This window comes from Klebsiella sp. 2019SCSN059 (assembly GCF_021739525.1).
Classification (GTDB): Bacteria; Pseudomonadota; Gammaproteobacteria; order Enterobacterales; family Enterobacteriaceae; genus Klebsiella; species Klebsiella quasipneumoniae.
Genome location: NZ_JAKKOM010000029.1, coordinates 1 through 23314 on the forward strand (window position 1 = coordinate 1; position 23314 = coordinate 23314).

The window sequence follows — 23314 nt, forward strand, 5'->3', positions numbered from 1 at the left end:
GGGGGACTTGAACCCCCACGTCCGTAAGGACACTAACACCTGAAGCTAGCGCGTCTACCAATTCCGCCACCTTCGCATACCATCGACACTATGAAAGTATCGTTACCACGGAGGCGCATTCTAGTGGTTTTCGGCGACACGTCAATAGTTAATTATGCAGGTTGTATCGATTGCTGCAAAAATGGGCGGATTTGCCCGCAGGAAGCGCCAGCGGTACCAGAAACGGGCCGCCGGCGTGAGAAGGCGACTATTTTTTCGCCTGACGGGTCATGATGGTGCGATAGACCTTAAAACGTCCGGTCTGGGCGATCACCTCATGGAAGCCGAACGTCTCATCCAGCACCTGCGGATACGGCAGGAAGGCGTTGGCGACAATGCGCAGCTCGCCGCCGCTGTTCAGATGGCGAACCGCGCCGCGGATCAGCGCCTGGGCGGCTTCGAGGCTGGTCTGCAGCCCGTCATGGAATGGCGGGTTGGAGATGATCATGTCGAAGCGACCATTGACCTCGGAGAAGACGTTGCTGGCAAACACATCGCCAGCCAGGCCGTTGGCGGCAAGCGTCGCGCGGCTGGCTTCGACCGCAGGGGCGCTGACGTCGCACAGGGTCAGGCGCACTTTCGGCGAATGGCTGGCCAGCGCGGCGGCCAGCACGCCTGCGCCGCAGCCGACGTCCAGCACTTTCCCTTTGGTATGCGGCTCGAGGGTGGAGAGCAGCAGCTGGCTGCCGACGTCCAGCCCGTCGCGGCTAAAGACGCCTGGCAGGGTTTTAATCGTCAGATTATCCAGTGTGTATTCGCCCCAGAAGGCATCGGCGTCGAAGGCGGGCTGCTTTTCCAGTCGGCCATGATAGAGGCCACAGCGGCGGGCGCTATCCACTTTGTTTAATGGCGCGTATTCAGCCAGCATCTGCTCCGCGCTGCGGACGCCGCTGCGGTTTTCACCGACGACGAAAATGTCGCTTCCCACCGGCAGCAGAGAGAGCAGGTTCATCAGCTGGAACTGTGCCTCTGGTTTATTCTTTGGCCAGTAGTAGATCAGGGTGTCGCATTCGGCGACGTCAGCGGCCTCAGCCACTAAGCTAAAACGGACGGTGTCTCCCATCTGGCGGTTGAGAACCTGCCAGTGGTGGAACTGTTGGGTATGGGCGCGGCTGGCCGCGGTATCCAGACGCGCAGGCAGGTCATCCTGCAGGTCACCGGCAAACAGAACGCGGGCGGACTCGAAATCATCACTGTGGCGCAGCAAGACTTCACTTGCCGGGGTAAAAGCGGACATGAAACACTCCTTCATTAAGACTGGCGCCGATTATAGTAGTTTGTTGGCGCAGATACGACGGATTTGCTATATTGCGCGCTTGTTTAACAGGAGTGTTTCGCTATGACATCCCGACGAGACTGGCAACTACAGCTGCTGGGCATTACCCAGTGGTCGCTGCGCCGACCGGGGGCGTTGCAGGGCGAAATCGCTATCTCGCTTCCTGAACATATTCGTCTGGTGATGGTGGCGGAAACCCCGCCGTCGCTGACAGAGCCGCTGATTGGCGACGTATTGCGCGCGCTGGCCGTGACGCCAGATCAGGTCCTGCAGCTGACCCCGGAGCGGGTGGCGATGCTGCCGCAGGACAGCCGCTGTAACAGCTGGCGGTTGGGCACAGAGGCGTCGCTGCCGCTGGCGGGCGCCCAGGTGTCCACCCCCGCTTTTGATGAACTCCAGACCAGCGCGCCGGCTCGCAGGGCGCTCTGGCAACAAATCTGCGCACATGAACACGATTTCTATCCTCAGCACGGCTGATTTAACCCGAGCCTGGCAAATCGAAACCCGCGCCCACGCTTTCCCGTGGAGCGAACAGACCCTGGCCAGTAACCAGGGGGAACGCTATCGCAACTATCAGCTGTCGGTGGATGGCGAAATGGCGGCGTTCGCCATTACGCAAGTGGTGCTGGATGAGGCGACGTTGTTCAATATCGCGGTCGATCCCGCTTACCAGCGCCGTGGCCTGGGGCGAGCGCTGCTGGAACACGTCATTGACGAAGTCGAAAGGCTCGGCGTCGTCACGCTATGGCTGGAGGTGCGCGCCTCCAACGTTGCCGCTATCGCGCTGTATGAAAGCTTAGGCTTCAATGAGGCGACGATTCGCCGCAACTACTACCCGACGGCCGACGGGCGCGAAGACGCCATTATTATGGCTCTGCCAATCAGTATGTAAGACAAGGTGATACGATGAAATGGGACTGGATTTTCTTTGATGCCGATGAAACGCTGTTTACGTTTGATTCTTTCAGCGGCTTGCAGCGGATGTTTCTCGACTACAGCGTGACCTTTACCGCCGAAGATTTTCAGGACTATCAGGCCGTGAATAAGCCGCTATGGGTGGATTACCAGAACGGCGCCATCACCTCGCTGCAGCTGCAGCACCAGCGCTTTGACAGCTGGGCGGAACGTTTGAATGTGCCGCCGGGGGAACTCAACGACGCGTTTATGAATGCGATGGCGGAAATCTGTGCGCCGCTGCCGGGCGCGGTCTCTCTGCTCAACGCGCTGCAGGGCAAGGTCAAGATGGGCATCATCACCAACGGCTTTACCTCGCTGCAGCAGACTCGTCTGGAGCGGACCGGTTTACGCGATCACTTTGATTTGCTGATTATTTCTGAAGAAGTGGGCGTCGCCAAACCGGACGCGCGCATTTTCGATTACGCGCTGGCGCAGGCGGGTAACCCACCGCGCTCGCGGGTGCTGATGGTCGGCGATACCGCCGAGTCGGATATTCGCGGCGGCGTGAATGCCGGACTGGCGACCTGCTGGCTCAATGCGCATCAGCGCGAGCTGCCGGCGGACCTCGAGCCGGACTGGACGGTGACCTCGTTAAGCGAACTGGAGCAGCTCCTGTGTAAACACTGATTGCCTCCCCCCCGTTGATGGGTAAAATAGCCGCAATTTTTCGTATTCCACATGCGTGGCCCATGGCCGCGTTTACTTAGAAGATTAATTATGACGTTGTCTCCTTATCTGCAAGAGGTGGCTAAACGCCGCACTTTTGCCATTATTTCTCACCCGGATGCCGGTAAGACCACCATCACCGAAAAGGTGCTGCTGTTCGGACAGGCGATTCAGACCGCCGGTACCGTAAAAGGTCGTGGCTCCAGCCAGCACGCGAAATCCGACTGGATGGAAATGGAAAAGCAGCGTGGTATCTCGATCACCACCTCGGTGATGCAGTTCCCCTATCATGACTGTCTGGTGAACCTGCTGGATACCCCGGGGCACGAAGACTTCTCGGAAGATACCTACCGTACCCTGACGGCGGTGGACTGCTGCCTGATGGTGATTGACGCGGCAAAAGGCGTCGAAGATCGGACCCGTAAGCTGATGGAAGTCACCCGCCTGCGCGATACGCCGATCCTCACCTTTATGAACAAACTCGACCGTGATATCCGCGATCCGATGGAGCTGCTGGATGAAGTGGAGAACGAGCTGAAAATCGGCTGCGCGCCGATTACCTGGCCTATCGGCTGCGGTAAGCTGTTCAAGGGCGTCTATCATCTCTACAAAGATGAAACCTACCTGTATCAGACCGGTAAAGGCCATACCATTCAGGAAGTGCGCATCGTGAAGGGGCTCAACAACCCGGATCTCGACGCGGCGGTGGGGGAAGATCTGGCGCAGCAGCTGCGCGACGAGCTGGAGCTGGTGCAGGGCGCGTCGAACGAGTTCGATAAAGATCTGTTCCTGGCCGGGGAAATCACCCCGGTGTTCTTCGGGACCGCGTTAGGTAACTTCGGCGTTGACCATATGCTGGATGGCCTGGTGGAGTGGGCGCCGGCGCCGATGCCGCGTAACACCGACACCCGTGAAGTCACCGCGACGGAAGAGAAGTTCACTGGCTTCGTGTTTAAAATTCAGGCCAATATGGACCCGAAACACCGCGACCGCGTGGCTTTCATGCGCGTGGTGTCAGGTAAATATGAGAAAGGCATGAAGCTGCGTCAGGTGCGCATCGGTAAAGACGTGGTGATCTCCGACGCGCTGACCTTTATGGCCGGCGACCGTTCGCACGTTGAAGAAGCCTATCCTGGGGATATCATCGGCCTGCATAACCACGGCACCATTCAGATTGGCGATACCTTCACCCAGGGCGAGATGATGAAGTTCACCGGTATTCCGAACTTCGCACCGGAACTGTTCCGTCGTATTCGCCTGAAGGATCCGCTGAAGCAGAAACAGCTGCTGAAAGGGCTGGTTCAGCTCTCTGAAGAGGGCGCGGTGCAGGTCTTCCGTCCGATCGCCAATAACGATCTGATCGTCGGCGCCGTGGGTGTGCTGCAGTTTGACGTCGTCGTGGCGCGCCTGAAAAGCGAATACAACGTGGAAGCGATTTACGAATCGGTCAACGTGGCCACCGCGCGCTGGGTTGAATCCACTGACGTGAAGAAATTCGAAGAGTTCAAACGTAAAAACGAAGTTCAGCTGGCGCTGGATGGCGGCGATAACCTGACCTACATCGCCCCGACGATGGTCAACCTGAACCTGACGCAGGAGCGTTATCCTGACGTGGTGTTCCGCAAAACGCGCGAGCACTAATCCCTGACGAAGCGCGGCGCAGGCCGCGCTTTTTTCTTCTTCCGCCCGCGCTTCCCTCCTTCTGGAAAGTTCTTAAAACGCCGCTAATTCGTCTGTTTTTTATCCATATCCTCCGCAACCCCTTCGCCTGTCTACTATATTTAATTCGTGTTTTTAAAAATGCTGGCGTAATTCACTGCGATAAGACGCCAGCGCTGGTGAAAAAACGAGGACATCACGATGACCAGACTAAAGAATGCCAATATGTTGCTGGCGCTCTTCTTAGGCTTAGCCGCGTTGAACGCCTCGGCAGAGACGGAAAAAACAACGGTAGACAGTGCGAAGTCAGCTGCCAGCAATGCGGGAGAGGCGGTAGACAATTCGATTAATAAAGTCGGCGATTTTATGGACGACAGCACTATTACCGCACGGGTAAAGGCGGCGCTGATCGACCATAAAGATATTAACTCCGGCGATATTTCGGTGAAAACGGAAAACAAAGTGGTCACCCTCAGCGGCGACGTCACCAGTGCTGAACAGAAAAGTCAGGCGCTGAGCGTGACAAAAGCGGTCGAAGGCGTCTCTCAGGTCAACGACAAGCTGACGGTGCAGCACAAATCGTCAAGTGAGACGGCGACGCTGAAAGGCTATGCCGGGGACACCGCTATTACCAGCGAAGTGAAGGCTAAGCTGCTGGCGGATGACATTGTCCCTTCGCGCAATGTGAAAGTCGAAACTAACGCCGGCGCAGTGCATCTGACCGGTACGGTGGCTTCCGCGGCGCAGGCTGAACGCGCCGCAGAGATTGCGAAAGCGGTTTCCGGTGTGAAAAGCGTCCGCAACGATCTTAGCGTGAAGTAAATCGAGTTATTAACAAAAGTGTTGTCTGGCCAAGGTTGCCGAACGAATAGCAGCACCCACTGAGCGATGAGCTTTCCAGAAAGGGTGCGCAAACCGCTGTTCACCGTCCATTATGGTAAGGAGAAAAGTATGTTTCGATGGGGAATTATTTTTCTGGTCATTGCATTAATTGCTGCGGCCCTGGGCTTTGGTGGTCTGGCGGGTACTGCCGCTGGCGCCGCGAAAATCGTCTTTGTCGTCGGGATTATCCTGTTCCTGGTGAGCCTGTTTACAGGACGCAGACGTCCGTAGAGGGACAACAATCCGGGCGATGCTGAAGCCTGAGCGTTTTTACTGACACGTCGTCTTACACAAAGCCAGTCCTGCGGACTGGCTTTCGCGGTTTAAGCGATGGGCAAATTGCGTTACCTTGTCAGGAGAAGACTAATCGAACAGGAAAGCAGGGTGGGGCAACGCATTCCCGTTACGCTGGGCAATATCGCCCCGCTGGCGGTTAAACCCTTCCGACCAGGCAAGCTGGCGCTGGTGTGTGAAGGCGGGGGACAGCGAGGGATTTTCACCGCCGGGGTTCTGGACGAATTCATGCGCGCCGGATTTAACCCCTTTGACCTGATGCTGGGGACCTCCGCGGGGGCGCAAAACCTCTCCGCTTACATGTGTAATCAGCAAGGCTATGCCCGCAAAGTCATCACACGCTACACCACCTCACGCCAGTTTTTCGATCCGATGCGCTTTGTGCGCGGCGGCAACCTTATCGATCTCGACTGGCTGGTGGAGGCCACCTCGCAGCAGATGCCGCTGGCCATGAACTATGCCGAAACGCAGTTCGCGCTGGGCAAAGAGCTGTGGATGTGCGCCTGTCGCGGCGACGATTACTCCGCCAGCTATTTTTCACCGACGCCGCAAACCTGGCTGGATCTGATCCGCGCCTCCAGCGCCATCCCCGGGTTTTACCGCAGCGGCGTGTTACTTGACGGCGTTAGCTACCTTGACGGCGGCGTCAGCGATGCGATCCCGGTACAGGAGGCGGCCCGCCGCGGCGCTCAGACCATCGTGGTGATCCGCACTGTCCCTTCGCAGATGTTTTACACCCCGGAGTGGTTTAAGCGGATGGAGCGCTGGCTGGGGGAGAGCAGCCTGCAGCCGCTGGTCAATCTGGTGCATCATCACGAAACCACCTATCGCGCCATCCAGCAGTTCATCGAAAAACCGCCCGGCAAACTGCGGATCTTCGAAATCTATCCCCAGCGGCCGCTGCGCAGCATGGCGCTTGGCAGCCGACTGCCGGCGCTGCTGGAGGACTACAAAACCGGACGCCAGTGCGGCCGTTATTTCCTGGCCACCGTGGGTAAACTGCTGGCCGACCGGCCGCCGCTGTTGCGCCACGCGCCGCGTATCGCCCGGCCTGCGCCGGTGGTGGTGCCGCCGGTGCCGGTGGCCAATGAAGCGCCGCAGGCGACCATCATCGCTGCGCCGCAGGCCAATGACGCAAGCTTTAATCATGAGGATCTGGCGTGACGCACCGTTTTATCGATACCCACTGCCACTTCGATTTTCCCCCCTTCGCGGAAGATGAGGTCGCCAGCCTGGCGCGTGCGGCGCAGGCCGGCGTCGGGCGAATTATCGTTCCGGCCATCTCCGCTGAGCGTTTTAGCCGCGTGCTGGCGCTGGCGGCGCAGCACGAGGCGCTGTATGCCGCGCTGGGCCTGCATCCGATTGTCATCGAGCAGCACACCGATGAGGGGCTGGCGCAACTGGAGGCGTCGCTGGCGCAGCGCCCGCCAAAACTGGTGGCGGTGGGGGAGATTGGTCTCGATCTCTATCGCGACGAGCCGCAGTTCGATCGTCAGCAGGCGCTGCTGGAAGCGCAGCTGCGTCTGGCGAAGCGTTACGATCTGCCGGTGATCCTCCACTCCCGACGCACCCACGATAAGCTGGCGATGCTGCTGAAAAAACATGCCCTGCCGCGTACCGGGGTGGTACATGGCTTCGCCGGCAGCCTGCAGCAGGCCGAGCGTTTCGTGCAGCTTGGCTATAAGATCGGCGTTGGCGGCACCATTACCTATCCCCGCGCCAGCAAAACCCGCGAGGTGATGGCGCGTCTGCCGCTTTCAGCCCTGCTGCTGGAGACCGATGCCCCGGATATGCCGCTCAATGGCTTCCAGGGACAGCCCAATCGCCCGGAGCAAGCTGCGCGGGTATTTGACGCCCTGTGCGAACTCCGGTCGGAGCCGCCGACAGCCATAGCCGAAGGGATAATGCGCAACACGCTCGCCTTGTTTTCCCTGCCCTCCGCCACTGTATGGTGATCGGATTCTCATAATTGTTCATTCATATCATTGATTTGCGTAAAATGTGTGAAGCCTGGCAGGCAGGATAGTTTCATGCCGATATAATCACGCCGTTAGTGCTGGACTATCAAAACACAGGGAATCTGTATGCAAATCCTCATGGGACTTATCGGCATGGTGGCGCTGTTGGCCATTGCTGTGCTGCTCTCCAATAATCGAAAAGCCATTAACCTGCGTACTGTGCTCGGCGCCTGGATAATCCAGGTGGGTATCGGCGCGTTGATATTGTATGTACCGGCCGGGCGCTCGGCGCTGTTAGCGATGTCGAACGGCGTCGCCCGCGTAATTGCCTATGGCAATGAAGGGATCGGTTTCATCTTCGGCGGGCTGGTCTCCGATAAAATGTTCGAGGTGTTTGGCGGCGGCGGCTTTGTCTTTGCCCTGCGCGTGCTGCCGGTGATCGTCTTCTTCTCGTCGCTGATTGCCGTGCTTTACTACCTGGGCATTATGCAGCTGGTCATTCGCATTCTCGGCGGCGCGCTGCGGGCGGTACTGAAGACCTCGCGTACCGAATCGCTGTCGGCCACGGCGAACATCTTCGTTGGTCAGACCGAAGCGCCGCTGGTGGTGCGTCCTTATATCGCCACTATGACCCGCTCGGAGTTGTTTGCGGTCATGTGCGGCGGCCTGGCCTCGGTGGCAGGTTCCGTGCTGGCGGGCTATGCGCAGATGGGCGTTCCGCTGGAGTACCTGATTGCCGCGTCGTTTATGGCGGCGCCGGGTGGATTGCTGTTTGCCAAAATTATCGTACCGGAAACGGAAACGCCGGACGATAACCCGGCTCATGACCGCCAGAGCGCTGACGCGGATAAACCGGCCAACGTGCTGGACGCCGCCGCCTCCGGCGCCGCGTCTGGTATGCAGCTGGCGCTCAATGTCGGCGCGATGCTGCTGGCGTTTATCGCGCTGATCGCCCTGCTGAACGGCATTCTGTCCGGCGTCGGCGGCTGGTTTAACCATCCGGAGCTGTCGCTGCAGATGATCCTCGGCTGGGTCTTCTCACCGCTGGCGTGGGTGATCGGCGTGCCGTGGCACGAAGCGACGGTCGCGGGATCGTTTATCGGCCAGAAGCTGATCATTAACGAGTTCGTGGCCTATATGAACTTTGGCGAGTATCTGAAGGCGGACGCCGAGGTGGCGGCGGCCGGGCTGCAGGTTATTTCAGATCACACCAAAGCCATTATCTCTTTCGCGCTGTGCGGATTCGCTAACCTGTCATCGATCGCCATCCTGATTGGCGGCCTCGGGGGGATGGCGCCCAACCGGCGTCAGGATATCGCCCAGCTTGGGCTGCGTGCGGTGGCGGCGGGGACGCTGTCTAACCTGATGAGCGCCACCATCGCCGGGGTTTTCCTCGCCCTCTAAGCCAGTTCCCTCAACCAGCGGCCGCCGCGTCGCTGGTTTTATTGAGTTTGTGAAAATTCCATCATTTCTGACTTTCAGAAAAATAGCTTATATTTCAAAATATAATAATTGTAACACCGGCTGGGTGGGCAAAATGTGCGCCACGGTGTCGAGAGTCTCTGTCATTGTGTGTTAGAATTATCACATCCTCATTGGGTGCGGAGTTTCGATTATGCTTAAGAGGGGCGTGAGGATAATTGCCGCGGTATGCGCTGATATTTTGTGATTAAAGTCACATTACAGTAATGCAAATTAGTAAGTAGTTTTCATTAACTGTGATGAATGTCGAAGTGTAGCGGCGAGTGAATGTTACAATAGTAACAGACTCGCAAGGTGAACAAACTATTGAACCGGCACTGCGCCGGCGGAGTATGAAATGACTGATTTAAAAGCAAGCAGCCTGCGCGCGTTAAAACTGATGGACCTGACCACCCTGAACGACGACGACACCAATGAAAAGGTGATTGCCCTGTGTCATCAGGCGAAAACCCCGGTGGGTAACACCGCGGCGGTCTGCATCTATCCGCGCTTCATCCCGATTGCCCGTAAAACGCTGAACGAGCAGGGAACGCCGGAGATCCGCATCGCTACGGTCACCAACTTCCCGCACGGTAATGACGATATCGACATTGCGCTGGCGGAAACCCGCGCGGCGATCGCTTACGGCGCCGATGAAGTGGACGTGGTGTTCCCGTACCGCGCGCTGATTGCCGGTAACGAGCAGGTCGGCTTCGAGCTGGTGAAAGCCTGTAAAGAGGCCTGCGCGGCGGCCAACGTGCTGCTGAAAGTGATCATCGAAACCGGTGAGCTGAAAGAAGAAGCGCTGATCCGTAAAGCGTCTGAAATCTCTATCAAAGCCGGGGCCGATTTCATCAAAACTTCGACCGGTAAAGTGCCGGTGAATGCCACGCCGGAAAGCGCGCGCATCATGATGGAAGTCATCCGCGATATGGGCGTTGAGAAAACCGTTGGCTTCAAACCGGCGGGCGGCGTGCGCAGCGCGGAAGATGCGCAGCAGTTCCTGGCGATCGCCGATGAGCTGTTTGGCGCCGACTGGGCCGATGCCCGTCACTACCGCTTTGGTGCCTCCAGCCTGCTGGCCAGCCTGTTGAAAGCCCTGGGTCACGGCGACGGCAAGAGCGCCAGCAGCTACTGATTGTCAGACATTGCCGGATGACGCTTCGCTTATCCGGCCTACAGGATCGTAGGGCGGGTAAGCGTAGCGCCACCCGCCACCATTCACCCGATTCCTCATGGGGGTTACCGTGTTTCTCGCACAAGAAATTATTCGTAAAAAACGTGATGGTCAGGCATTAAGCGATGAAGAGATCCGCTTTTTCATCAACGGCATCCGCGACAATACTATCTCAGAAGGGCAGATCGCCGCGCTGGCGATGACCATCTTCTTCCACGATATGTCTATGCCGGAGCGCGTTTCGCTGACCATGGCGATGCGGGATTCCGGTACCGTTCTGGACTGGAAAAGCCTCAACCTTAACGGCCCGATCGTCGATAAACACTCCACCGGCGGCGTCGGGGATGTCACTTCGCTGATGCTGGGGCCGATGGTGGCCGCCTGCGGCGGTTATGTGCCGATGATTTCCGGCCGCGGACTCGGCCATACCGGCGGTACCCTGGATAAACTGGAAGCGATCCCGGGCTTCGATATCTTCCCGGACGACAACCGCTTCCGCGAGATTATTAAAGATGTCGGCGTGGCGATTATCGGGCAGACCAGCTCCCTCGCTCCGGCGGACAAACGTTTCTATGCCACCCGCGATATTACCGCGACGGTGGACTCCATTCCGCTGATCACCGCCTCGATCCTTGCCAAGAAGCTGGCGGAAGGGCTGGATGCGCTGGTGATGGACGTCAAAGTCGGCAGCGGCGCGTTTATGCCGACTTATGAACTTTCCGCCGCGCTGGCGGAAGCGATCGTCGGGGTCGCCAACGGCGCCGGCGTGCGCACCACCGCGCTGCTGACCGATATGAACCAGGTGCTGGCCTCCAGCGCCGGGAACGCCGTTGAAGTTCGCGAAGCGGTCCAGTTCCTGACCGGCGAATACCGCAATCCGCGTCTGTTCGACGTGACGATGGCGCTGTGTGTAGAGATGCTGATTTCCGGCAAGCTGGCGGCGGACGATGCCGACGCGCGCGCGAAGCTGCAGGCGGTACTGGATAACGGTAAAGCGGCGGAAGTCTTTGGCCGTATGGTCGCGGCGCAGAAAGGACCGAGCGACTTTGTCGAGAATTATGATCATTATCTGCCGACGGCGATGCTGAGCAAAGCAGTCTATGCTGATACCGAAGGTTTTGTCAGCGCGATGGATACACGCGCGCTGGGTATGGCAGTGGTTTCTATGGGCGGCGGCCGCCGTCAGGCATCAGACACCATTGACTATAGCGTTGGCTTTACCGAGATGGCGCGTCTGGGTGACCGCGTGGACGGACAGCGTCCGCTGGCGGTGATCCATGCCAAAGACGAGAACAGCTGGCAGGAGGCCGCGAAAGCGGTCAAAGCGGCCATTAAGCTGGACGATAAAGCTCCGGAAATTACACCGACAGTCTATCGCCGTATCACCGAATAGCGATATACTGATCTGATCGCTTTTTTGCAGCGCAAGATGTATGGAGAACAAGATGAAACGTGCATTTATCATGGTGCTGGACTCCTTTGGGATTGGCGCAACGGAAGACGCAGACCGCTTTGGCGACGTCGGTGCCGATACCCTGGGCCACATTGCGGAAGCCTGCGCCAAAGGCGAGGCTGACCACGGCCGCAAAGGCCCGCTGAATTTACCGAACCTGACCCGTCTGGGGCTGGTGAAAGCGCATGAAGGCTCTACCGGTAAAATTGCCGCCGGAATGGATGGCAATGCCGAAGTGATTGGCGCCTGGGCCTGGGCGCATGAACTCTCTTCTGGTAAAGATACGCCGTCCGGCCACTGGGAAATCGCCGGCGTGCCGGTGCTGTTTGACTGGGGCTACTTCAGCGATCATGAAAACAGTTTCCCGCAGGAGCTGCTGGATAAGCTGGTGAAACGCGCCAACCTGCCGGGCTACCTCGGCAACTGCCACTCTTCCGGGACGGTGATCCTCGATCAGCTCGGCGAAGAGCATATGAAAACCGGGAAACCGATTTTCTATACCTCCGCTGACTCCGTGTTCCAGATCGCCTGTCACGAAGAGACCTTTGGCCTCGACAAGCTGTATGAGCTGTGCGAAATCGCCCGTGAAGAGCTGACCGAAGGCGGCTACAACATTGGCCGCGTCATCGCTCGTCCGTTTATCGGCGATAAAGCCGGTAACTTCCAGCGTACCGGCAACCGTCACGATCTGGCGGTCGAACCGCCGGCGCCGACCGTGCTGCAGAAGCTGGTTGACGAGAAGAACGGCCACGTGGTGTCTGTCGGTAAGATAGCGGACATCTACGCAAACTGTGGCATCACCAAAAAAGTGAAAGCCACCGGGCTGGACGCGCTGTTCGACGCGACCATCAAAGAGATGAAGGAAGCCGGCGACGAGACTATCGTCTTCACCAACTTCGTCGACTTTGACTCCTCCTGGGGCCACCGTCGCGATGTCGCCGGCTACGCGGCGGGTCTGGAACTGTTCGACCGCCGTCTGCCGGAGCTGATGGAGCTGGTAGGGGAAGACGACATCCTGATCCTCACCGCCGACCACGGCTGCGACCCGACCTGGACCGGTACCGACCACACCCGCGAGCATATTCCGGTGCTGGTGTACGGCCCGAAAGTGAAACCAGGATCGTTAGGCCACCGCGAAACTTTCGCGGACATCGGCCAGACGCTGGCGACATACTTTGGTACCTCGCCAATGGCGTACGGTAAAAATATGCTGTGATGCAATTGCCCGGTGGCGCTCAGCGATCCGGGCCTACGGTTTTGTCGGCCGGGTCAGGCGTAGCCGCCGCCCGGCAAAAACAACAATGTAAAAGGAACTGAAGATGGCAACTCCTCACATTAACGCAGAAATGGGCGATTTCGCTGACGTAGTCTTGATGCCGGGCGACCCGCTGCGCGCCAAGCACATTGCAGAAACCTTTCTCGAAGACGTGCGTGAAGTGAACAACGTGCGCGGCATGCTGGGCTTCACCGGCACTTATAAAGGCCGCAAAATCTCCGTCATGGGCCACGGGATGGGTATTCCGTCCTGCTCTATCTACACCAAAGAGCTGATCACCGATTTCGGCGTCAAGAAAATCATCCGCGTCGGCTCCTGCGGCGCGGTGCGCGAAGACGTCAAACTGCGCGACGTGGTGATCGGTATGGGCGCCTGCACCGACTCCAAAGTGAACCGTCTGCGTTTTAAAGACCACGACTTCGCGGCGATTGCCGATTTCGGCATGGTGCGTAACGCGGTAGACGCGGCGAAAGCGCTGGGCGTTGACGCGCGCGTCGGCAACATCTTCTCTGCAGACCTGTTCTATACCCCGGACCCGTCCATGTTCGACGTGATGGAAAAATACGGCATCCTGGGCGTGGAAATGGAAGCGGCGGGTATCTACGGCGTGGCGGCGGAATTCGGGGCGAAAGCGCTGACCATCTGCACCGTGTCTGACCATATTCGTACCCACGAGCAGACCACTGCCGCGGAGCGTCAGACCACGTTCAACGACATGATTAAAATCGCGCTGGAATCCGTGCTGCTGGGCGATAAAGAGTAAAAGCTGTTGTGCCGGGCGGCGGCTTCGCCTGATCCGGCCTGCGGTTTTCCAGGCCCGCTAAGCGCTACGCCAGCGGGCTTTTTTTAACGTACCGCGCCGGCAATCCACACCGACAGCGCTTTGAGTTCCGCTTCCTGCTCCGGGAATTCCTCCATCAGCGCCTCACACTGCTGCTGCAAAACCTCAGCCCGATACTGACAGCCGATTAAGCGTTCCGCCAGCGCCTCCAGCGGCGCCGGATTCAGGCTATCGGTAAAGGCCTGCGCGCGGGTGATATGGCCCTTCTCAACGTCAAAATGCAGCTCGACGCCGCCCCAGGGGAAGCGCTCGTCCAGCAGGTGGGAAAAGGCGGGCGCCAGGCCGAAGTTCCACTCCCAGCTGCTCTGGCGAGCGAAAGTGTCGGCAAAGTTCGGCAGGTCCGGCGTGTTGTCCGGGGAGATCACCTCGGCGTCTACCCGTTCGCCGTAATGGCTGAAGAACGCCTCCTGGATCGCCTCGCAAACTTGCTGATGGGTAATGCCCGGCAGCAGCTCAACCAGGTTCGCCACCCGCCCGCGCACCGAGGTAATGCCTTTAGCCTGCAGCTTTTTCTGGTCCGGGTTGAGGTAGTTGGCGAGACGGCTTAGATCGGCGTTGAGCAGCAGGGTGCCGTGGTGAAAACCGCGGTCCATGGTTTCACGATAGGCTGAGCCGGAGACTTTGCGGTCGCCGCTGTCGGTCTTGACCACCAGATCGTTGCGCCCGGATGCGTCGGCGGTTACGCCAAGTGAATTGAGCGCCGCCAGCACAATAGCGGTGGAGACAGTTTTGTCGTACTCCGGTTTGCCTGCCATAAAGGTAAAGCAGGTATTGCCGAGGTCGTGGAATACCGCGCCGCCGCCGCTGCTGCGACGGGCCAGCCGCACATGATCTTCCTCCATGCGGCGGGTATTACACTCCTTCCACGGGTTCTGCGCGCGGCCGATGACCACGGTATCGGCATTGCGCCACAGGAACAGCACCCGCTGGGTGGCGGGCATCTGGCGGAAAATGCACTCCTCGACCGCCAGGTTGAACCACGGGTCGTAAGAGTCAGAAAGCAGGAGGCGCAGTGTGGACATTATAGATTTCCTTTCTTTTCATCGTCTTCATCCTCAACCGGCTTGTTGGCGGTGAGCAGGAAGGGCGATTGCTGCCAGCGGGTGCGTTTGCCCTGCAGCAGCGTGCGGGTCAGTACCACGCCGATGGCCAGGGACAGCAACAGCATCAGGCGTAAGATATTGGTGGTATTATCCACCTGCTTCGCCTCGGTCGCCAGCGTATGGGTATCGAGGGTCAGACGCAGGTAGCCCAACGGACCGTTTTTTCCCGGTACCGGCTCGACAATCTGCTGGTTGAAGTAGCCGCCGGCTTTCTTACCATCCAGCGCCAGCCGGTCGCGAACCTCGACGCTTTCGCCAGAGCGCGCCACCAGGTCGCCCTGGTCGTCATATACCCCGGCGTCCAGTACGCGGCTGTTGTGGGTGAGCTGCGTCAACAGCTGATTGATGCGCTTTTCGTCCGGCGTCTCGCTGCGCATCAGCGGCGCAAGATTCAGCACCACCTGCTGTGCCAGCGTGCGGGCCAGCTCTTCCAGCTGCGGATTGCGTTGTTTCTGACTGTTCTGACTGAACCACGAGGCGCCCTGCATCAGCGCGACGAGCAGGGCGAGACAGATAAGGACAATGACCGCACGATGCAGCCGGAATTTCAGTTTTGCGCGAACCATATTCCACCTTTGAAAATTTGCAGCTTAATGTTGCCAGAAGCGCTGGTTACAAGGTAGCCTCATGCGTTATTTTCCTCGCCTGAATGAAGAGATGTGGAGCCGTAATGCCTAACAGTTTGACCTGGTGCGACCTGCCTGAAGACGTTTCCCTGTGGCCTGGGTTGCCGCTTTCCCTGAGCGGTGACGAGGTCATGCCGCTGGATTATCACGCCGGGCGCAGCGGCTGGCTGCTGTACGGGCGTGGGCTGGATAAACGCCGTCTGACGGACTGGCAGCGTGAGCTGGGCGCCGCGTTAGTGATCGTCGCCTCCTGGGTGGTCGAAGATTACCAGGTGATCCGCCTGGCCGGTTCGCTGACCCCCCGTGCGACGCGACTGGCGCATGAGGCGGGGCTGGACGTCGCGCCATTGGGTAAAATCCCTCATCTGCGCACCCCGGGACTGCTGGTGATGGATATGGACTCCACGGCGATCCAGATCGAATGCATCGATGAGATCGCGAAACTGGCCGGCACCGGCGAGCTGGTGTCGGAAGTGACCGAGCGGGCGATGCGCGGGGAGCTGGACTTCACCGCCAGCCTGCGCCAGCGCGTGGCGACGCTGAAAGACGCTGATGCCAGCATTCTGCTGCAGGTTCGCGACGCGCTGCCGCTGATGCCGGGCCTGGCGCAGCTGGTGCTCAAGCTGGAAACGCTGGGCTGGAAGGTGGCGATCGCCTCCGGCGGCTTCACCTTCTTCGCCGAGTATCTGCGCGATAAGCTGCATCTCGACGCGGTGTTCGCCAACGAACTGGAGATCCGCGACGGCAAGCTCACCGGCAACGTGCTCGGCGATATCGTCGATGCCAAATACAAAGCCAATACGCTGCGCAAGCTGGCGGAAAAGTATGCGATCCCAACGGCGCAGACCGTGGCCATCGGCGATGGCGCCAACGACCTGCCGATGATTAAGGCTGCCGGGCTTGGCATCGCGTATCATGCTAAGCCTAAAGTGAATGAACAGGCGGAAGTGACTATCCGCCACGCTGACCTGATGGGGGTATTCTGTATTCTCTCGGGCAGCATGAACCAAAAGTAAGAGGTAAACGTGGCGAAAGCTCCAAAACGCGCATTTGTCTGTAATGAATGTGGTGCGGATTACCCGCGCTGGCAGGGGCAGTGCAGCGCCTGCCATGCCTGGAATACCATCACCGAGATGCGCATCGCCGCGTCGCCGCAGGTGGCGAGAAACGAGCGTTTGTCAGGCTACGCCGGTCACGCCGGCGTCTCGAAGGTGCAGAAGCTGTCAGACATCAGCCTGGAAGCGCTGCCGCGTTTCTCCACCGGTTTTAAAGAGTTCGACCGCGTACTCGGCGGCGGCGTGGTGCCGGGCAGCGCGATCCTGATTGGCGGTAACCCCGGCGCGGGGAAATCGACGCTGCTGCTGCAGACGTTGTGCAAGCTGGCGGAAGGGATGAAAACGCTGTACGTCACCGGGGAGGAGTCCCTTCAGCAGGTGGCGATGCGCGCCCATCGCCTTGGGCTGCCGACGGCGAACCTGAACATGCTGTCGGAAACCAGCATTGAGCAGATCTGTCAGATTGCCGAGGAAGAAAAACCGCAGCTGATGGTGATCGACTCTATCCAGGTGATGCATATGGCCGACGTTCAGTCGTCGCCGGGCAGCGTCGCCCAGGTACGTGAAACGGCGGCCTACCTGACGCGCTTTGCCAAAACACGCGGCGTGGCGATCGTCATGGTCGGCCACGTCACCAAAGACGGTTCGCTGGCCGGCCCGAAGGTGCTGGAGCACTGTATTGACTGCTCGGTGCTGCTGGACGGCGATGCCGACTCCCGCTTCCGCACTCTGCGCAGCCACAAAAACCGCTTTGGCGCGGTGAACGAGCTGGGCGTCTTCGCCATGACCGAGCAGGGGCTGCGCGAAGTGAGCAACCCATCCGCTATCTTCCTCAGCCGGGGAGATGAAATCACCTCCGGCAGCTCGGTGATGGTGGTCTGGGAAGGGACCCGCCCGCTGCTGGTGGAGATCCAGGCGCTGGTGGATCACTCGATGATGTCCAACCCGCGCCGCGTGGCGGTGGGGCTGGAACAGAACCGTCTGGCGATCCTGCTGGCGGTGCTGCATCGCCACGGCGGCCTGCAGATGGCCGATCAGGACGTTTTCGTCAACGTGGTCGGTGGGGTGAAGGTCACGGAAACCAGCGCCGATCTGGCGCTGCTGCTGGCGATGGTCTCCAGCTTGCGCGATCGCCCGCTGCCGCAGGACCTGGTGGTCTTTGGCGAAGTGGGGTTGGCTGGCGAAATTCGCCCGGTGCCGAGCGGTCAGGAGCGTATCTCCGAAGCGGCGAAGCATGGCTTCCGCCGCGCCATCGTCCCGGCGGCCAATGTGCCGAAAAAAGTGCCGGAAGGCATGCAAATCTTTGGTGTGAAAAAGCTTTCAGACGCGCTAAGCGTTTTTGACGACTTATAATAAGTTAAAAGGAGATTAGCAATGTCGTCATTTGACTATTTAAAAAGCGCCATAAAGCAGAAAGGCTGTACCCTGCAGCAGGTGGCGGAAGCCAGCGGGATGACCAAAGGGTATCTCAGCCAACTGTTGAATGCCAAAATCAAAAGCCCGAGCGCGCAGAAGCTAGAAGCGCTGCATCGTTTCCTCGGGCTGGAGTTTCCCCGCCGACAGAAAAGCGTCGGCGTGGTGTTTGGTAAATTTTACCCGCTGCATACCGGGCACATCTATTTGATTCAACGCGCCTGTAGCCAGGTCGATGAGCTGCATATCATCATGGGCTATGACGACACTCGCGACCGCGAGCTGTTTGAAGAGAGCGCCATGTCGCAGCAGCCGACGGTGCCTGACCGCCTGCGCTGGCTGCTACAAACCTTTAAATATCAGAAGAATATTCGCATCCATGCCTTCAATGAAGAGGGGATGGAACCCTATCCGCACGGCTGGGATGTGTGGAGTCATGGGATCCGCGCTTTTATGAGCGAAAAAGGGATCGAGCCGAACCGGATCTATACCTCGGAAGAGGCCGATGCGCCGCAGTACCTTGAGCATCTGGGGATCGAGACGGTGCTTATCGATCCTAAGCGGACCTTTATGAATATTAGCGGCGGCCAGATCCGCGAGAACCCGTTCCGTTACTGGGAATATATTCCGACGGAAGTGAAACCGTTCTTTGTGCGGACGGTGGCGATCCTCGGCGGCGAGTCGAGCGGGAAATCAACGCTGGTTAATAAGCTCGCCAATATCTTCAATACCACCAGCGCCTGGGAATATGGCCGGGATTATGTCTTTTCGCATCTCGGCGGCGATGAGATGGCGCTCCAGTATTCGGATTACGATAAAATAGCCCTCGGGCATGCCCAGTATATTGATTTCGCAGTGAAATATGCCAACAAGGTGGCGTTTATCGATACCGACTTCGTCAGCACTCAGGCGTTCTGCCTGAAGTACGAGGGGCGAGAGCACCCGTTCGTGCAGGCGCTGATTGATGAATACCGCTTCGATCTGGTGATCCTGCTGGAGAACAATACCCCGTGGGTGGCCGATGGGTTACGCAGCCTTGGGAGTTCGGTGGATCGTAAAGAGTTTCAGTCGCTGCTGGTGTCGCTGCTGAAAGAGAATGAGATCGAGTTCGTCCATGTTAAGGAGTCGGACTACGATACGCGCTTCCTGCGCTGCGTCGAGCTGGTGAAGCAGCTGATGGGGGAGCAGGGGTAGATCCTCTGCGGGCTGATGCCCTCACCCCGGCCCTCTCCCGGTGGGAGAGGGAGCAAACATTAAAAAAGGCAACTTGCGTTGCCTTTTTGCATTTTATTTTGAGATACGTTTGTACTTGATTCGCTTCGGCTCCAGCGCGTCGGCGCCGAGGGTGCGTTTCTTGTACTCTTCGTACTCGGTAAAGTTACCTTCAAAGAACTCCACCTTACCTTCATCCTGGTAATCCAGAATGTGGGTGGCGATACGGTCAAGGAACCAACGGTCGTGCGAGATAACCATCGCGCAGCCCGGGAACTCCAGCAGGGCGTTTTCCAGCGCGCGCAGGGTTTCGATATCCAGGTCGTTGGTCGGTTCATCGAGCAGCAGTACGTTACCGCCAACCTGCAGCAGCTTCGCCAGGTGCAGACGACCGCGTTCACCGCCGGACAGTTCGCCAACGCGTTTGCCCTGGTCTACGCCTTTGAAGTTAAAGCGGCCCACGTAGGCGCGGCTCGGCATCTCGGTGTTGCCGATCTTCATGATATCCAGACCACCGGAGACCTCTTCCCACACGGTCTTGCTATTGTCCATCGCGTCGCGGAACTGATCGACGGAGGCCAGCTTAACGGTTTCGCCCAGGGTGATGGTGCCGGAATCTGGCTGTTCCTGGCCGGACATCATGCGGAACAGCGTTGATTTACCCGCGCCGTTCGGGCCGATGATGCCGACGATAGCGCCCTTCGGTACCGAGAAGCTCAGATCGTCGATCAGCACGCGGTCGCCGTAGGATTTACGCAAGTTGCTGACTTCCAGAACTTTATCGCCCAGACGCGCGCCTGGCGGAATGAACAGTTCGTTGGTCTCGTTACGTTTCTGGTATTCAACGTTGTTGAGCTCTTCAAAGCGCGCCAGACGGGCTTTGCCCTTGGACTGACGGCCTTTCGCGCCCTGGCGAACCCACTCGAGCTCTTTCTCGATGGATTTGCGACGCGCGGCTTCCTGAGAGGCTTCCTGCGCCAGACGCTGATCTTTCTGCTCCAGCCAGGAGGAGTAGTTGCCTTCCCACGGAATACCTTCGCCGCGGTCAAGTTCGAGGATCCAACCGGCGACGTTATCGAGGAAGTAACGGTCGTGGGTAATTGCCACCACGGTGCCTTCGAAGTCGTGCAGGAAGCGTTCCAGCCAGGCGACGGACTCAGCGTCCAGGTGGTTGGTCGGTTCGTCGAGCAGCAGCATGTCTGGTTTTTCCAGCAGCAGGCGGCACAGCGCGACGCGGCGGCGTTCACCACCGGAAAGATTGGCGATTTTCGCATCCCAGTCCGGCAGGCGCAGGGCGTCGGCCGCGCGCTCCAGCTGCACGTTCAGATTGTGGCCGTCGTGCGCCTGGATAATCTCTTCGAACTTGCCTTGCTGTGCGGCAAGCTTATCGAAGTCTGCATCCGGCTCGGCGTACTTGGCATAGACTTCGTCCAGACCCTTCAGCGCGTTAACCACTTCGGCTACCGCTTCTTCAACGGACTCGCGCACGGTGTGCTCCGGGTTGAGCTGCGGCTCCTGCGGCAGGTAGCCGATTTTAATGCCAGGCTGCGGACGCGCTTCACCTTCGATCTCGGTGTCGATACCGGCCATGATGCGCAGCAGGGTAGATTTACCGGCGCCGTTCAGACCGAGCACACCGATTTTTGCGCCAGGGAAAAAGCTGAGGGAGATATTTTTCAAAATATGACGTTTCGGCGGAACCACTTTGCCGACACGATGCATGGTATAAACGAATTGAGCCACGTTGGACTTCGCCTCTTTCTATTTTGATAGATAGTTCAAAGCCGAAGTGTAGCCTTTTTCGCGCGCTAATCCCAGCGAGGCGACAGGATTCACAGAAGCGTAAAAAAATGTTCAGGACATGGCGCGTTTAGCGTTGTCTGATTAGCATAAGTAAAGCCGCCTGCCGAACCGGCAGTGGCTTTTAAGCGGCACGATGCTGCGAAAATGCACCTGAAAGAGGAAGAGCTTGTGGAAAAAGCCAAAAAAATGGCGTGGCATCTTTTGGCTGCCAGCGTTGGTCTGTTGGCGTTGAGTCAGCTGGCGCATGCGGATTCACTGGATGAACAGCGCAGCCGCTACGCACAAATTAAGCAGGCGTGGGATAACCGGCAGATGGATGTGGTTGACCAGCTGATGCCCACGTTAAGCACCTATCCCCTGTATCCCTATTTGCAGTACCGGCAGATTACCGACGATCTGATGAACCAGCCGGCGCTGGTGGTGAAAAACTTTATTGACGCCAACCCGACGCTGCCCCCCGCGCGTTCATTACGTTCGCGCTTCGTGAATGAACTGGCCCGGCGCAGCGATTGGCGCGGCTTGCTGGCGTTTAGTCCCGATAAGCCGACCAGCACCGAGGCGCAGTGCAACTACTACTACGCCAAACTGAGCGTGGGGCAGTCGCAGGAGGCCTGGAGCGGAGCGAAAGACCTCTGGCTGACGGGCAAGAACCAGCCCGGCGCCTGTGAACCGCTGTTCAGCGCCTGGCGCGACTCCGGCCAGCAGGATCCGCTGGCTTATCTCGAACGGATCCGCCTGGCGATGAAGGCCGGCAATATCGGGCTGGTGAAATCGCTGGCCCAGCAGATGCCCGCCAACTACCAGAGCATCGCCAGCGCCGTGGTTGCCCTGGCTAACGATCCTAACAGCGTCCTGACCTTTGCCCGCACCACCGGGGCGACGGACTTTACCCGCCAGATGGCCGCCGTCGCCTTCGCCAGCGTCGCCCGTCAGGATGTGGAAAATGCCCGTTTGATGATCCCTTCGCTGGTGCAGGCCCAGCAGCTCAATGAGGATCAGACCCAGGAGCTACGCGATATTGTCGCCTGGCGCCTGATGGGGAACGATGTGACCGAAGAGCAGGCCATCTGGCGCGACGATGCGATTATGCGATCGCAGTCCACGCCGCTGGTGGAGCGGCGGGTGCGGATGGCGCTGGGGACGGGCGATCGCCATGGCCTGAATACCTGGCTGGCGCGCCTGCCGATGGAGGCGAAAGAGAAAGACGAATGGCGCTACTGGCAGGCGGATCTGTTGCTGGAGCGCGGCAGGGACGAGGAGGCGCAGGCGATCCTCCGGTCGTTGATGCAGCAGCGCGGTTTCTACCCGATGGTCGCCGCGCAGCGTCTCGGCGAGGAGTATACCTTCCGCATCGATAAAGCGACTGGCACGCTCGATCCGGCGCTGGCTTCCGGTCCGGAGATGGCCCGGGTACGCGAGCTGATGTACTGGAATATGGATAACACCGCGCGCACCGAATGGGCGAATCTGGTCACCAGCCGCACGAAATCTCAGCAGTCGCAGCTGGCGCGCTATGCCTTCGATCAACACTGGTGGGATCTGAGCGTGCAGGCGACGATCGCCGGCAAGCTGTGGGATCAGCTGGAGGAGCGCTTCCCGCTGGCCTATAACGATCTGTTTGCCCGCTATATCAGCGGTAAAGATATTCCGCAGAGCTACGCGATGGCCATTGCCCGCCAGGAGAGCGCCTGGAACCCGAAAGTGCGCTCGCCGGTCGGCGCCAGCGGGCTGATGCAGATTATGCCGGGCACCGCGACGCATACCGTCAGCATGTTCCGCATTCCCGGCTACAGCGGCCCGTCGCAGCTATTGGATCCGGAAACCAACATCAACATCGGCACCAGCTATCTGCAGTACGTTTACCAGCAGTTCGGCAATAACCGCATCTACGCCTCGGCGGCCTATAACGCCGGGCCGGGTCGGGTACGCACCTGGCAGGGGAACAGCGCCGGACGGATCGACGCCGTGGCGTTTGTCGAGAGTATTCCGTTCTCGGAAACCCGCGGCTACGTGAAGAATGTCCTCTCCTATGACGCCTACTACCGCTACTTTATGGGACAGCAGGATAAGCTCTTCAGCGATGCGGAGTGGCGGCAGCGTTACTGATCGCCGGGAAGTATGTTATGCTTTGTACTCGTTGAAGAGTACATTCGACGGGCAGCG

21 protein-coding genes are annotated in these 23314 nt (G+C 58.8%); 17 read left to right on the top strand and 4 right to left on the bottom strand.

The features are described from left to right. Positions 1–247 precede the first annotated feature (247 nt). Entirely contained in the window at positions 248–1276 is a 1029-nt protein-coding gene (rsmC, locus tag L2I46_RS22660) for a 16S rRNA (guanine(1207)-N(2))-methyltransferase RsmC (RefSeq protein WP_023291885.1), read from the bottom strand. A gap of 102 nt (positions 1277–1378) precedes the next feature. Here rsmC and L2I46_RS22665 point away from each other — a divergent pair, with 102 nt between their 5' ends. From L2I46_RS22665 to deoD, 13 genes are all read left to right on the top strand, one after another. Further along, the gene (locus tag L2I46_RS22665; protein ID WP_101862320.1) at positions 1379–1792 is read left to right on the top strand and encodes a DNA polymerase III subunit psi; all 414 of its coding nucleotides are present in this window, start codon (positions 1379–1381) and stop codon (positions 1790–1792) included. Further along, entirely contained in the window at positions 1761–2207 is a 447-nt protein-coding gene (rimI, locus tag L2I46_RS22670) for a ribosomal protein S18-alanine N-acetyltransferase (protein ID WP_044525302.1), read from the top strand. Before L2I46_RS22665 ends, rimI begins: the two co-directional genes overlap by 32 nt. A 14-nt stretch (positions 2208–2221) precedes the next feature. Next, entirely contained in the window at positions 2222–2899 is a 678-nt protein-coding gene (gene yjjG / locus L2I46_RS22675; protein WP_023291888.1) for a pyrimidine 5'-nucleotidase, read from the top strand. A 90-nt stretch (positions 2900–2989) separates the two neighbouring features. Continuing rightward, entirely contained in the window at positions 2990–4579 is a 1590-nt protein-coding gene (gene prfC / locus L2I46_RS22680) for a peptide chain release factor 3 (RefSeq protein ID WP_002887711.1), read from the top strand. 219 nt (positions 4580–4798) lie between these two features. After that, the gene (gene osmY / locus L2I46_RS22685) at positions 4799–5419 is read left to right on the top strand and encodes a molecular chaperone OsmY (protein WP_236948231.1); all 621 of its coding nucleotides are present in this window, start codon (positions 4799–4801) and stop codon (positions 5417–5419) included. Between the two features lie 129 nt (positions 5420–5548). Then, positions 5549–5710, top strand: a complete 162-nt coding sequence (locus L2I46_RS22690; RefSeq protein ID WP_002887716.1) for a DUF1328 domain-containing protein — start codon at positions 5549–5551, stop codon at positions 5708–5710. A gap of 153 nt (positions 5711–5863) precedes the next feature. After that, entirely contained in the window at positions 5864–6937 is a 1074-nt protein-coding gene (locus L2I46_RS22695) for a patatin-like phospholipase family protein (protein ID WP_023291890.1), read from the top strand. Next, entirely contained in the window at positions 6934–7728 is a 795-nt protein-coding gene (locus L2I46_RS22700; protein ID WP_236948232.1) for a metal-dependent hydrolase, read from the top strand. The genes L2I46_RS22695 and L2I46_RS22700 overlap by 4 nt, the downstream gene beginning before the upstream one ends. 129 nt (positions 7729–7857) lie before the next feature. Continuing rightward, positions 7858–9135 carry a NupC/NupG family nucleoside CNT transporter gene (locus tag L2I46_RS22705; RefSeq protein WP_023291892.1) on the top strand — a complete coding sequence of 426 codons (1278 nt, stop codon included), beginning with the start codon at positions 7858–7860 and terminating at the stop codon, positions 9133–9135. A gap of 415 nt (positions 9136–9550) precedes the next feature. Beyond that, positions 9551–10330 (top strand): deoxyribose-phosphate aldolase, encoded by a 780-nt coding sequence (gene deoC, locus L2I46_RS22710; RefSeq protein ID WP_032452384.1) that lies wholly within the window; start codon positions 9551–9553, stop codon positions 10328–10330. A gap of 109 nt (positions 10331–10439) precedes the next feature. Beyond that, positions 10440–11762, top strand: coding sequence for a thymidine phosphorylase (deoA, locus tag L2I46_RS22715; protein ID WP_032429093.1), 1323 nt, complete (start codon positions 10440–10442; stop codon positions 11760–11762). A 52-nt stretch (positions 11763–11814) separates the two neighbouring features. Next, the gene (deoB, locus tag L2I46_RS22720) at positions 11815–13038 is read left to right on the top strand and encodes a phosphopentomutase (RefSeq protein WP_023291895.1); all 1224 of its coding nucleotides are present in this window, start codon (positions 11815–11817) and stop codon (positions 13036–13038) included. 103 nt (positions 13039–13141) lie between these two features. Continuing rightward, a complete protein-coding gene (deoD, locus tag L2I46_RS22725; protein ID WP_002887789.1) occupies positions 13142–13861 on the top strand; it encodes a purine-nucleoside phosphorylase in 720 nt (239 codons plus the stop codon). A gap of 83 nt (positions 13862–13944) precedes the next feature. On the opposite strand, the gene lplA is transcribed toward deoD, so the two are convergent. After that, on the bottom strand, positions 13945–14961 hold the full coding sequence (gene lplA, locus L2I46_RS22730) for a lipoate--protein ligase LplA (protein WP_236948233.1): 1017 nt from the start codon (positions 14959–14961) through the stop codon (positions 13945–13947). Beyond that, complete coding sequence (locus L2I46_RS22735; RefSeq protein ID WP_023291897.1) at positions 14961–15608, bottom strand: YtjB family periplasmic protein; 648 nt, start codon at positions 15606–15608, stop codon at positions 14961–14963. The genes lplA and L2I46_RS22735 overlap by 1 nt, the downstream gene beginning before the upstream one ends. Positions 15609–15712: 104 nt before the next feature. On the opposite strand from L2I46_RS22735, the gene serB reads away from it, so the two are divergent. From serB to nadR, 3 genes are read left to right on the top strand one after another with little or no spacing between them, the layout of a single operon-like run. Continuing rightward, positions 15713–16684 carry a phosphoserine phosphatase gene (gene serB, locus L2I46_RS22740; RefSeq protein WP_023291898.1) on the top strand — a complete coding sequence of 324 codons (972 nt, stop codon included), beginning with the start codon at positions 15713–15715 and terminating at the stop codon, positions 16682–16684. A 9-nt stretch (positions 16685–16693) separates the two neighbouring features. Beyond that, the gene (radA, locus tag L2I46_RS22745; protein WP_023291899.1) at positions 16694–18076 is read left to right on the top strand and encodes a DNA repair protein RadA; all 1383 of its coding nucleotides are present in this window, start codon (positions 16694–16696) and stop codon (positions 18074–18076) included. Positions 18077–18097: 21 nt separating this feature from the next. Then, positions 18098–19330, top strand: a complete 1233-nt coding sequence (gene nadR / locus L2I46_RS22750) for a multifunctional transcriptional regulator/nicotinamide-nucleotide adenylyltransferase/ribosylnicotinamide kinase NadR (RefSeq protein WP_004886547.1) — start codon at positions 18098–18100, stop codon at positions 19328–19330. Between the two features lie 93 nt (positions 19331–19423). On the opposite strand, the gene ettA is transcribed toward nadR, so the two are convergent. Then, entirely contained in the window at positions 19424–21091 is a 1668-nt protein-coding gene (gene ettA, locus L2I46_RS22755; RefSeq protein WP_023291900.1) for an energy-dependent translational throttle protein EttA, read from the bottom strand. A gap of 228 nt (positions 21092–21319) precedes the next feature. On the opposite strand from ettA, the gene sltY reads away from it, so the two are divergent. Next, positions 21320–23257 (top strand): murein transglycosylase, encoded by a 1938-nt coding sequence (gene sltY / locus L2I46_RS22760; protein ID WP_085551450.1) that lies wholly within the window; start codon positions 21320–21322, stop codon positions 23255–23257. Positions 23258–23314: the final 57 nt, after the last annotated feature.